The sequence below is a fragment of the Streptomyces sp. NPDC002868 genome (assembly GCF_055563295.1).
The window spans coordinates 1-11,228 of the sequence record NZ_JBVHDR010000055.1; the positions used below are offsets into that span (position 1 = coordinate 1).

Consider the following 11,228-nt stretch of genomic DNA (forward strand, 5'->3'; position numbering starts at 1 on the left):
TCTCGTGGCGCTCGTCCGGTTCGTCGGCCAGGCCGTCCGCCAGCGCCACCGCCTCGGTCAAATCCCCGTCGGCCAGGCCGTCACGCATCGCCAGCATCATCAGCACCATCCGGTTCAAGGGCTCGTCGGGGAACCACTCGGTCAACTTGCGTACGCCGTTCGCTGCTTCGGCATCTCCCTGCATCGCGTTGGCGATGAGCTCGTCCACTTGCGTCTGCATCTGCTGAGCCAACGCCGCCTGTTCCGCCTCCGTGAGGGGCACGGGCCGCAGGGCCTCGAGCAGCCGTGAGTGCGGCGCGAGGCGCTCCAGTCTGCGCAGGGCTTCGCCGAACTCGTCCTCCTCACCCTTCTTCGACCGCTGTGGTCGCGTCCGCTGGCGCACCTCGTGCAGAGCGGCCACCAACAGCTCCAGCATCTCCACGTCGGCCGGGTCGGCGGCGTGTGCCTGCCGGGCCGCCTCGACGACTTGTTCAGCTGGAACTGCACGGTCGTGTGGCGTGCTCCACAGCGTGCCCAGGGCCCGAGCCAGCGCGGCCGGGTCTCCGTCGCGCGCGGTGCCGTGTGCCGCCCGCTCCCGCAGTACGGCCACGCGCAGTTCGAGCAGTTCCCGATCGCGTGCCATGGAGGATATGTACGTGCGCAGGGCCTGCTTCCGGGAACTGACAAGGTGACTGCCGGGCGCGCCCGACACGTGAGGACAGCGCTCCAACGCGTCGAGCGCCTCTTGCAGGCGACCTTGGTAGAAGTGGGCCGAGGCGAGGTTCAGCCAGCCCTCGACATGCTCGGGGTGCTGCCCGACCAGCGCTCGCAACTCCCGCTGCGCCTCTGTGAACCGGCGGGACTCCCCGAGGAGGGCCGCGTACAGATTCCACGTGGTCGGCCCTTCGTCCGCGGCCGTCCCCGCCAGCCGCGTCATGATCCGCTCCGCATCCTGCGGAGAGCTCGAGCGCACCTCCTCGACCAAGGCCTGCACGCGCGGCCCGCCGCTGGCGACCCACACCATGTCCGGCTCGGACATACGCCGCCGCCCCCCGCCGGTGCACCACGTGACCGGCTCCCCCGCCGGCCAGTCCAGGGTGACGGCGCGGGCGGCACACGACAAGAGGCTGTCCGCTCAGAACATACGTACGCGCCGTCCTGCAGGGCTCCACCCTGGCCAGCTACCTCGAATGCGCGGAGCTGTACGAAGGCGCCGGAGTGGACCTGGCCGCCGAGCCCATCGTTGGTCTCGGCTCCGTCTGCCGGCGCCAGGCCACCGGGGAGATCGGCGCCATCGTCACCACGTTCGCCGACCGCGCGTTGGCGCTGCATGGCTTCGGGGTCAAGCTCTCAGGAATTGCCAAGTACGGTCACCTGCTCGCCTCCGCCGACTCGATGGCCTGGTCGACCGGAGCCCGGCGCGCGCCCCGCCTGGCCGGCTGCACCCACCGCGCCGAGAAATGCCAGAACTGCCTGCGCTACGCACTGCGCTGGCGTGCCCGGGTGATGGGCACTCCCCCCGGATGGCGCCAACTCTCCCTGATGGATGCCTGCAGCGGCTCCGACGAGGTTTCGCCGTCGAGTGGTCCGGCTCGGTGGCCCCGCGGGCCTCCGAGATTCCCTCCCACAAGTACAATTAATTGTGCTAGAATTAATCATGTCCGGAAGGTCGGCCGCCCGACCGACACCCGAATCACTCCCGAGCAAGGAGGCCGCCATGGCCCACACCGAGCACCCCGCCCACGAGCCGACAAGCCCACCAGGAGGCGTCGGCATGAGCGGCCCGACCAGCACGCACCTGTTCGCGGGGGGCGGCGGAGACCTCCGCGGTTTCCTGGAAGCCGGTTTCTCACCGGTGACCGCGGCCAATCACGAACCGTCCGCCGTCGCCACCATCCGGGCCAACTTCGACGGAGTGCGGGCACTGCGCCGCAACATCCACACCCTTGACTTCCGCACCCTCCGCAGGACGTCCATCGCCGTCGGTTCACCGATCTGCAAAGAAGCCACGCCTGCTGGGGGTAACGCCGCCCCCAAGCGGCAGGACGACCTCGACGACGCCGCACGGGACGACGGCCAGGAGAAGGACGAATGGCCGCTGACCCGGCTCACCGCGTGGGACCTGGTCCGGACTGACGAGGTGCACGACTTCGACATCGTGTGCGGGGAGTACGTCCCCGGCTTCCTCACGGGCTGGAGCCTCGCCGACGCGTGGCTCAGAACGTGGGACGACCTCGGCAAGAGCGTTCAGATCGCTTCCATCAATGCCGCCCACATCGGGGGCCCAGGCAACCCGGCCGCCCAGCAGGTGCGCGACCGCATCGTGTTCGTGTTCTCAAAGAAGGGCCTGCCGCTGCCCGACCTGCGGGTGCGCCCCGACTGCCTGTGCACCGAGTGCGGGCCGGTCCAAGGCATCCAGAAGTGGGACCGACGGTTCGACAGGCCCGGAGTTCGCGATGTCGGCGCGTACGGCCAGCAGTACCTCTATGTCTGACCCCACCGGTCATGCGGACACCGCGTCGTCACCCCGGTCACCGACCCAGTGTCCAGCGTCATCGACTGGAACCTGCCGAGCCAGCGCATCGGCGACGGCAAGCCGAACCGGACGACGTTCACTCCGTACCCGGCATCAACACTCGCCCTGGTGGAGGCCGCCCTGAACCGATACCCGGAGGTCCGGCACCTGGCTGAACCGGACACCAGCCAGCACCTGATCGTGCACATCGGAAGGGACACCCTGCCGCGCCTCACGTCGGCACCTCTCACCACGGTCGTGTGCAAGCCGCATCACACCCTCGTCCGTCCCGCGGCCAGAGTCGAGGACTGCACGCTGCGGATGCTCCGCCCCGCCGAGACGGCACGGGTCCAGCGGTTCCCCATCACGCACACCCTGAGCGGGACCGTCGAGCAGCAGTACATCCAGGTCGGCAACGCCGTCCCGGTCAATGTGGCGCACTGGCTCGGCAAGCGTCTTCTCCCCAGCCTCAGCTGAACGCCCCCCTTCATTGCAGTCGTCGGCGGCGGTTGGCCCCACCGCCGGTGGCTCGCGAGATTCCCAGACCACGCCCCAAGGGAGCTGACATGGCCCACTACGTTCAGGACCACCTGCCGACCGCCGCCCTGCGGATCCGGGGCGAGAAGCCCTCACCGCGGGCCCTAGCGCTGCCCCAATCTCGCCCGCGCGCGCTGAGTTCGTTGAGCGGCGTGACCAGTACGCACCTGTTCGCCGGAGGCTGCGGCGACCTACTGGGGTTCATGGGCGCCGGTTACGAACCGGTCTTCGCCGCCAACCACGCCCAGGCTGCGATCGACACCGTCAAGGCCAACTTCCCGACCGTCGGCTACGAACGGTGCGACATCAACAATCTCGATTTCCGCGACATCCCCCGCTCACGCGTTCTGGTCGGATCACCCATCTGCAAGGAGGTCAGCCCCGCGGGCCGCAACTCCACCGCCAGTCAGCAGGCCGCGAAGGACGGCAAGGCGCGCACGGGGCAGTGGTCCCGGACCCGCGCCACGGCGTGGGATCTGATCCGGGCCACTGAGGTGCATGGCTACGACGTGGTCTGCGGGGAGAACGTCCCCGACTTCGCCACTCGTTGGCAGCTGTTCGAGGCGTGGCTGAACGTGTGGGACGCCATGGGCTATGACGGCCTGATCGCTTCGTTCGACGCCGCGCACATCTCCGGCGAGGACAACGAGGCCGCGCCGCAGCACCGGCACCGCATCGTGTTCGTCTTCGTCAAGAAGGGCCTCCCGCTGCCCGATCTGCGGCCGCGCCCCGACTGCCTGTGCCCCGAGTGCGGCCCGGTACAGGGCGTGCAGGCATGGGCGAAGCGATTCGACAAGACCGGAGCCCGCAAGATCGGCATCTACGGCCAGTACAAATACATCTGCCCCCACGCACGCTGCCACCGGATCGTCGAGCCGGTGACCCGGCCGATCCGCGACCACATCGACCTCACCCTGCCCGGACGGCGCTTCGGCGACGGACGGGCGAACCGCAAGACGTTCACTCCCTACGCGGACGAGACCCGCCGCAAGGTCGCCATCGGCCTGCAGCGTTTCGGGGACGAGCCGTTCCTGGTGGTCCTGCGCAATCACTGCACAGTCCAGTCCCTGAACGAGGAGATCTGCGCGATCACCGCCGAAGGAAATCACCACATGCTGGTGAAACCGGGCCGCACCGTCGACGACTGCGAAGTCCAGATGATCAGCCTCAAGACCAAGGCCTGACCAGGCAAGTCGGCAACGCCGTGCCAGTCAACGTCGCCTACTGGCTCGCCCAGCAGCTGCAGCCCAGCCTGAACTGAATCACCTGCTCGACGCCGTGCTGGGGCCGTGGCACACCCGCCGCGGCCCCCGCGACGGCGCCCACCCTTCACACTCCACAGATAAATGGTGTACATTTATTTGAGTCGCACCGCAGGTGGTCCTGCAGTGCGACTCCCGAAACGTGACCCCGCAGCTACGCCGGCGACAGCCGCCGGCACCAACCGAGGAGAGAACCAGATGATCCGCGCCGGCCGCACCCCCCTCAGCACCGCGGACGTCGCCAAGCGCAAGGGCCTCAAGGCCCTGCCCCGCGGCGCCGCCCAGCAGCTGCCCGACCCGATCAGCCGGGAAGGCGCACGCACTCTCATCTGGGACGCCGAGCAGATCGACGCGCACCTCACCGACCAGGACGTCCCGGAGCTGCCTGAGAAGGAGTCTCCCGAGGACCTGCTGGACCGGGAGGAGGCCCGCAAGGTGCTCACCGAGCTGGGCATCGAGCTGAAGCCGGAGGCCTGGCGCAGCTACATCAACCACGGCTACGCCCCCAAGCCGGACAAGGAGGTGTGCGGGGTGGCGCACTGGTACCGGCGCACCATCCTCAAGTGGCCCGACCAGCGTCCCGGCGAGGGTGCAGGTGCCGGCCGCCCCGAGGGAACAGGCAAGCCGCTCGACCCCTCCGCCAAGCGGATCGCGCGGAAGGAAGAGCGCAAGGAGCGCATCCGCGCGATGCTGGAGGACTCCTCCGACGGCCAGGTGCCCGTGAAAGAGATCGCCGAGGCTGAGGGCATCTCCGAGCGTCAGGTGCAGCGTCTTCTCGGCGAGATCCGCGAGGCCGCCAAGTAGGACGCTGCCCGCCCGACACCACCGAACCGTGAGGGCATCACCCCGTCAGCGATACCCAGCGCGTGCAAGTCCTCGAAGCGGCCATCCGGGGTGAACTTGACCGGCTGTGGAGAGACCTGACGGAGGCGCAGGACAGGGCGATCAACGGCACCTGGTCAATGAACTGCGACTTCCTGGTAGAGCGCATCAAGAAGCTGACCTTGCTCGTAGGACCCACGCCTTCGTAGGACCTTCCTTTCACCCTCCTGGCTCACCGAAATGCGGTGTGCGGGGTGACGAAAGCCTTGCGTTGATCATTTCCCACGCTCGATGTGATCGTTTCCCACTTCGCTGGTCAGGCGGATGCGTCAGCATCCTGCTGACGCCTGGGCGCGGGAACGGCGGTGCGACGACGGTCGCGGAAAGCGCGGACGGCTTGCAGTACGAACAGCGCCGCCTCGGTGGAAGCGGGCTGCTGTTGCAGGCGGGCGGCAAGGTCATCGATCTCGCCGACAGCATCGATGACCTGCGCGGCAAGACTGACCTGCTGAGTGTGCGTCTGTGCGGTCTCCACCAGGTCGACGATGCCCGGATACCAGATGTCGATGTCGTCGTCCGTCAGCAGCTCGGACCATCGCTCGATCAGAGCCCGGGCGATCTGTTGGAGTTCGGCCAGCTGCACGGGCCCGGCCGTGCCACCACGGATCACTTCCACCGGCAGGTGCAGCCGCGCCGCAGTGACTTCCTCCTCGAGACGCTTGGCGTGCTTATGCGCGCCCGCCCGGGAACGGATGCCAATGACGGCACCCAGTGCTCGCCAGCTCATTCCACTCCGGCGGCCGGCCTGGAGAAGTCGCAGCTCCAGGCTGTCGAGCTCCAATCGCTCGGCGCGTACGAGCGTGAGCGCGTCAGCGACGTCCCGATGGTGCGGCTTCTTCGCGAGGGTCAAGACGAACTCAGCGACGGCGCGGGAGTGCTCGGGCTCAGGCATCTCAGACAGCCGCCCATCACCACGGTGGCGCTCCGCAATCTGCGCCACGATCTCCACGACCTTGACTGGACCCAACGGCTCTGGCTTCAGCACAGCTCCTCAATGCCCCCGAAACGTCAGCAAGTTGCTGACGGCCCCTGGAAACCACCCGATTCGGCAGCAGCTGGCGGGGCCCCAACCATCCAGGAATCTCCTCACCCCAACACGGGATCCGCACCCGAGAATCAGAGCAAACCAGCAGGTCAAAGCATTCCGTCGGTTGACCCTCCTTGAGTCAGGGCTGTACCACGTCCACGCCGAGATCGGTGTCATTGCTCCGGTCGACATGGGCAGCGCGGCAAGGATGCGGGGCACCGCCAAGGAGTGAGCCCGATCGTCGGGTGCACGACGGGCGCACTCGTGCCTCCCGAAGTGTCCGACGGATCTCGCCCCGGCGATCCGCCCTACGCAGATCGCCGGGGCTTGTCTCTGTCCTCGGCTCTGCGTGACGGAACGTAGCGTCCGCGAGAGGGCGCGCTGTGCGGTCGCGGGCCCGGTTCGCCCGACTGTTCAGCGCGCCGGACCGGTGGGGTGAGGTCGCCGCGCAGAGTCTCCCGAAGGCTGTGCAGTCGATGGCGGCCCGCGGAATGGTCGCGTCCGCGGACCGATCGGGGGACCTCTGGCTCAGCGGTCCCACCACGATTGCGCAGTGCGCTGGGCGACAAGCAAGGCGCCGTCACGGCGCGCGCAGTCCCTTTGCCGGAGTGTGCAGTAAGGCTGCGCAGTCGGCCGCCAGTGGATCGCGAGCACGGCATTGCGCACTGCGCGGCCAAGCCGATTGCCGAGCGGAGCAGCAGCCGGTGGTCGGCACCTTCCCGCTCCTCGCCGGGTCGGGTGGGGCGGGAAGGAGCCGTGGTGAGTTTCTCGACGGGCCGCATGATCGTGGTGAGTTCTGCCGCCGGCCGCCAGCTGGCCGGGAAGCTTGCCGACCTCGGCAACTCCTGGCTGCGCGACCATCTCAAGGCCGTCTTCGGCAAGGCGGAGGTCTCCAGTCGAGGCGAACTCGAACGGCTCGTGTCGTCACGGACGGTGAACTGCGCGGCGACGCTCACGACGCTCGGGACCTGGGGAGACAAGGGCCTGCAGGTGGCGCTGGTGGCGTCGGGAGCCAGGGCGTGGATGACGAACTACGGGCCGTGCTGCGGGTCGGCGACCAGTCGACCCATTCCGCGGTGGCGAGTCCACGTCGGCGAGGCCGTGCCAGGGCTTGCGGGGCTTGATCAACTCCGTCTTGTAGAGGCCGATCTGGGATTCCATGAGCGAGTTGTCCAGGGCGTCGCCGACGGTGCCGATCGAGGCATCGATACCGGCGTCGAGGAGGTGCGCGGTGAACGCGAAAGACGTGTATTGACTGCCCGCGTCCGAATGATGAACCAACCCTGGTCCAGCGGGAGTTCCGGCGCGGTCGCGGTGCCACAGGGCCATGTCGAGGGCGTCGAGGACGAGCTTGGCCCGCTTGCTGGTGGCGGCGGACCAGCCCACGATCGCCCGGGAGAACACATCCACGACGAACGCGACGTAGACGATCCCGGACCAGGTGGCGACATAGGTGAAGTCAGCCACCCACCGCTCGTTCGGACGGGACGCGGTGAAGTCGCGCCTGAGCAGGTCGGAGGCCCGATCGTGGCCGTCGTCCCGGATGGTGGTGCGGATCTTCTTCCCGCGTCGGGCGCCCTGGATACCGAGGTCGCGCATCAGCCGGGCGACAGTGCAGCGGGCCACTGGTATGCCCTCGCGGTGCAGCTGCCGCCAGACCTTTCGGACCCCGTAGACACTGAAGTTGTCCGTGTGGACGCGGCTGATCTGCGTCTTCAGCTCCGCGTCGCGGACCGACCGGGTGCTGGGGGTGCGGCTCTTCGCCGCGTAGTAGGTGCTCGTCGCGATCTTCAGCCCGTGGCTGGTCAGGACTCGGCAGATCGGCTCGACTCCGAACACCTGGCGGTGCGCGTCTATGAACGCTACGAGCGCTTCGACGGCCGGTCGAGCTCGGCCGCGAAGAAAGCCGAGGCCGCCTTGAGGATCTCGTTCGCCCGCCGAAGCTCGGCGTTCTCGGCCTTGAGCCGCTTGATCTCCGCGGCCTCCTCGGAGGTGACGCCGGGCCGCTGGCCGGCGTCGACCTGGGATTTGCGAACCCATGTCCGCACCGTCTCTGCGGCGCCGATGCCCAGCTTCGCCGCGACGGCCTTCATCGCGGCCCACTCGGTTGGGTAGTTCGGGCGGATCTCCTCAACCATGCGCACCGCACGCTCGCGAAGCTCAGCAGGATAGGGGGACGGACGTGCCATGACTCGATCCTCTCAGGGAATCGAGCCTCCATCAGACCCGGAGCGGCTCACAGGACAGTCCTTCTTGCCCTCTGACACTGAACCTGGACCGTTTGCCACCGAAGTCGGACAGCCAGAGGGACAACGAGCGTGACGTAGAGGCGTCATACCGCTGGTAGCAGCGGGATTCGTGACAGCTGGACGTAACCCTGTCTGCATCGCGTGACGTGCTGCACGGCCGATCGAAGGACACGGCCTGTAACCCTCTGACACACTCCCGGTACGGTGCCAGGAGGGGGACTTGCATGGTCATCGTGGGTTTGCTGATCATCGCAGTCGTCGTCTTCGTCGCCCTGGCCTTCGTCTTCCGGTCCCATGACCGGGACTCCGCGGCCACGCTCGTCCAGGGGATCGCCGCGGTCGTCCTTCCCGCCGCCAGCGCGGCGTTGTGGCTGACGAACCGGAGGCCCCGGACGCAACCCACCGAACCGGCACTGCGTGACTTCGCGGACGAGCTGGCTGAGCGAGTGAAGGCGCAGTGGAGTGCCGCGGCGAGCGAACGGCGGCTGATACATCCAAGCCCCGTGCCGGTGCGCTGGACGTGGTCGAGTCTTCCCGTATCGGGTCCGGCGACCGACGCGGTGGGGATCGGCGCCGGTTCATCGCGGTTTGGGCCCCTGCCGGGGCTGGACCCGATCACCACGGCGGATCTGGGGTCGGGCACCGTTCGGGACCTGTTCCGCCTCTATGGTGCGTTGGACTCCGGGCGGATGGTGATCGTCGGAGCAGGCGGCGCGGGCAAGAGCGGCGCCGCCATTCGGTTGCTGCTCGACGCCCTCGCCCATCGCGAGGCGCTCGAACCCGGCGAGCGCGCGAGAGTTCCCGTACCAGTACTGCTGACGCTGTGCGGATGGGACCCGCTGAACCAGCGGCTGCATGACTGGCTCGCCACTCAACTCGCCACGGACTACATGTTCAGAAAGTCCGAAGAACACGCGGGCGGTCTTGTCTCCAGACTCATCGGCGCGGGTCGGGTCGCCGCCTTTCTGGACGGGCTGGACGAGATACCCGACGCCGTCCGCCCCGTGGCTCTGCGGGCGCTGAATGAGCAGGCGAACTTCCGCCTGGTCCTGTTGAGCCGCGTCGGCGAGCTTCTGAGGGCCGTCGCCGCGGCGGGACCCCTGTCCGGCTCCGCCGGGCTCGAAATACTTCCGGTCAGCGCCGAGGACGCGGCGGAGTACCTGACGCGCTGCCAGGTGCAGCCGCCCCCGGACGCCTGGCGCGGTCTGGTGCAGCACATCCGTATGAACCCTTTGGGCGCAGTGGCTCAGGCACTGGACACACCCCTGATGCTCACGCTGATGCGTGACACCTACCGCGCGGATCAGCGCTTCGCCCCCGAGCGCTTCGCGGACCGGGCCGCGGTGGAGGACCACCTTCTCGATCGAGTCCTGCCCGCCGCCTATGACGACGACCGGCCGGGTCAGCCGCGCAGTCGCTACAGTCTCGGCCAGGCCGAGCGCTGGCTCGGCGTCATCGCGCACCGGATGAACAACGAGGGAAGCCGCGACCTCGCCTGGTGGCAGGTCCCCCGGTGGCGGCCGGCCTGGCCGAGAACGGCGGCCAGTTGCCTCTTCCTGGGAGTTCTCGCCGGGGCGGCGGGCTTCTCCTGGGCGGGGCCGGCCGCCGGCGTGGGAGCCGGTGCGGTGGTGGGACTTTCCGTGACGATGTCACTCACGTACGGGCGTGCCGGAGACTCGCCCCAGTTGTTGGGCCGTCTGCAGTGGAGGGACTTCGTCGTCCGCGAGAACTTCCTGTTTGGGATCGCCGGCGGTGGAGCGCTTGGACTGGCGTTAGGCGTCGCCCTGTTCCTCGCCCATGGCCGCGTCGTCATGCTTTTCGGCGGTCTGGTGTTCGGCGTCCTCGCCGGTGTGGTGGGCGGATTCGTCACGGGTCTCAGCAACCGCAGCGCCGACAGCCGGACTCCCATCGATCCCGTCTCCTGCTGGAGACAGGACCGCCAGTACACGCTGACCGCCGGGATCGCCGGCGGCCTGGCTGGCAGTCTCATCGGAGGATCATGCCTGGGCCTGCTCGCCGAACTGGCGCACCAGCGCATCTTTGGACTCATCGACGGATTCCTGTCCGGGATCGCGCTGGTGACGGTGGGAGGCCTCCTGCTCAGCCTGGCACTGAGCCTGGTCGGATCGGTGACCTGGCGCACGTTCCTCGCGAGCCTCCAGCTGCGCCTGAGGAACGAGGCTCCGGTCCGCCTGGTCAGGTTTCTCTCGGACGCTCGCGAACGTCACGTCCTGCGGACGGTGGGGCCCGTCTTCCAGTTCCGCCACGCCCGGCTCCAGGATCGTGTGGAGGAGGCGTTCACGGCCGGCAACCGGCCCGGGGCGGACGGTTAGCGGCCGTCCCCGTCCGGGCCGGACGACAAGCGGGCAGCAACGGCCTCGGCAGCGCCCGGAGCAGTACACCGTGTCCTGTCGACGGCCTCCGCCGGCGAAGGTCGCTTGGGACCATCCCCGCGGGCGCAGGGAGCAGACCGATCGGGCGCCCATTCCGGTCCATGCGCGGGGACCATCCCCGCGGGCGCGGGGAGCAGTTCCGGAACGCTGGCAGGGCCCTGGAGGGAACGGGACCATCCCCGCGGGCGCGGGGAGCAGCACCAGCTGCTCGACCTCGACTCGGACTCCGCGGGACCATCCCCGCGGGCGCGGGGAGCAGGATGTCTGACATCAGTGCCGCGGCCTTCTCGTGGGACCATCCCCGCGGGCGCGGGGAGCAGTCCCTGCGCTCTGGTGTCGATCACCCCGGGCAGGGACCATCCCCGCGGGCGCGGGGAGCAGTTC

8 protein-coding genes, 2 pseudogenes and 1 CRISPR repeat array are annotated in these 11,228 nt (G+C 68.6%); of the genes and pseudogenes, 7 read left to right on the top strand and 3 right to left on the bottom strand.

The annotated features are described in order from the left end of the window. On the bottom strand, positions 1-1,018 hold a 1,018-nt coding region (locus ACZ3H8_RS40145), incomplete at its 3' end, for a tetratricopeptide repeat protein (RefSeq protein ID WP_467410222.1). A gap of 119 nt (positions 1,019-1,137) precedes the next feature. On the opposite strand from ACZ3H8_RS40145, the pseudogene ACZ3H8_RS40150 reads away from it, so the two are divergent. The 6 genes and pseudogenes from ACZ3H8_RS40150 to ACZ3H8_RS40175 all read left to right on the top strand — a co-directional run. Then, a pseudogene (locus tag ACZ3H8_RS40150) lies at positions 1,138-1,500 on the top strand (deazapurine DNA modification protein DpdA family protein); the annotation flags it as partial. A 196-nt stretch (positions 1,501-1,696) separates the two neighbouring features. Beyond that, positions 1,697-2,473, top strand: coding sequence for a DNA cytosine methyltransferase (locus ACZ3H8_RS40155; RefSeq protein ID WP_467410225.1), 777 nt, complete (start codon positions 1,697-1,699; stop codon positions 2,471-2,473). 48 nt (positions 2,474-2,521) lie between these two features. After that, positions 2,522-2,971 carry a DNA cytosine methyltransferase gene (locus ACZ3H8_RS40160; RefSeq protein ID WP_467410228.1) on the top strand — a complete coding sequence of 150 codons (450 nt, stop codon included), beginning with the start codon at positions 2,522-2,524 and terminating at the stop codon, positions 2,969-2,971. A gap of 89 nt (positions 2,972-3,060) precedes the next feature. Further along, a complete protein-coding gene (locus tag ACZ3H8_RS40165; protein WP_467410230.1) occupies positions 3,061-4,215 on the top strand; it encodes a DNA cytosine methyltransferase in 1,155 nt (384 codons plus the stop codon). A gap of 276 nt (positions 4,216-4,491) precedes the next feature. After that, positions 4,492-5,097 (top strand): hypothetical protein, encoded by a 606-nt coding sequence (locus ACZ3H8_RS40170; protein WP_467410232.1) that lies wholly within the window; start codon positions 4,492-4,494, stop codon positions 5,095-5,097. A gap of 62 nt (positions 5,098-5,159) precedes the next feature. Beyond that, positions 5,160-5,324, top strand: a complete 165-nt coding sequence (locus ACZ3H8_RS40175) for a hypothetical protein (RefSeq protein ID WP_467410235.1) — start codon at positions 5,160-5,162, stop codon at positions 5,322-5,324. Positions 5,325-5,431: 107 nt separating this feature from the next. Here ACZ3H8_RS40175 and ACZ3H8_RS40180 read toward each other — a convergent pair whose 3' ends face one another. Next, positions 5,432-6,124 carry a hypothetical protein gene (locus ACZ3H8_RS40180; RefSeq protein ID WP_467410237.1) on the bottom strand — a complete coding sequence of 231 codons (693 nt, stop codon included), beginning with the start codon at positions 6,122-6,124 and terminating at the stop codon, positions 5,432-5,434. A 1,030-nt stretch (positions 6,125-7,154) separates the two neighbouring features. Beyond that, positions 7,155-8,391 (bottom strand): annotated as a pseudogene (locus ACZ3H8_RS40185) (IS3 family transposase). Positions 8,392-8,675: 284 nt separating this feature from the next. Here ACZ3H8_RS40185 and ACZ3H8_RS40190 point away from each other — a divergent pair. After that, positions 8,676-10,784 (top strand): hypothetical protein, encoded by a 2,109-nt coding sequence (locus ACZ3H8_RS40190; protein ID WP_467410240.1) that lies wholly within the window; start codon positions 8,676-8,678, stop codon positions 10,782-10,784. A 107-nt stretch (positions 10,785-10,891) separates the two neighbouring features. Beyond that, a CRISPR array of direct repeats spans positions 10,892-11,225; the repeat unit is 29 nt; unit sequence GGGACCATCCCCGCGGGCGCGGGGAGCAG. The last annotated feature ends 3 nt before the right edge of the window (positions 11,226-11,228 follow it).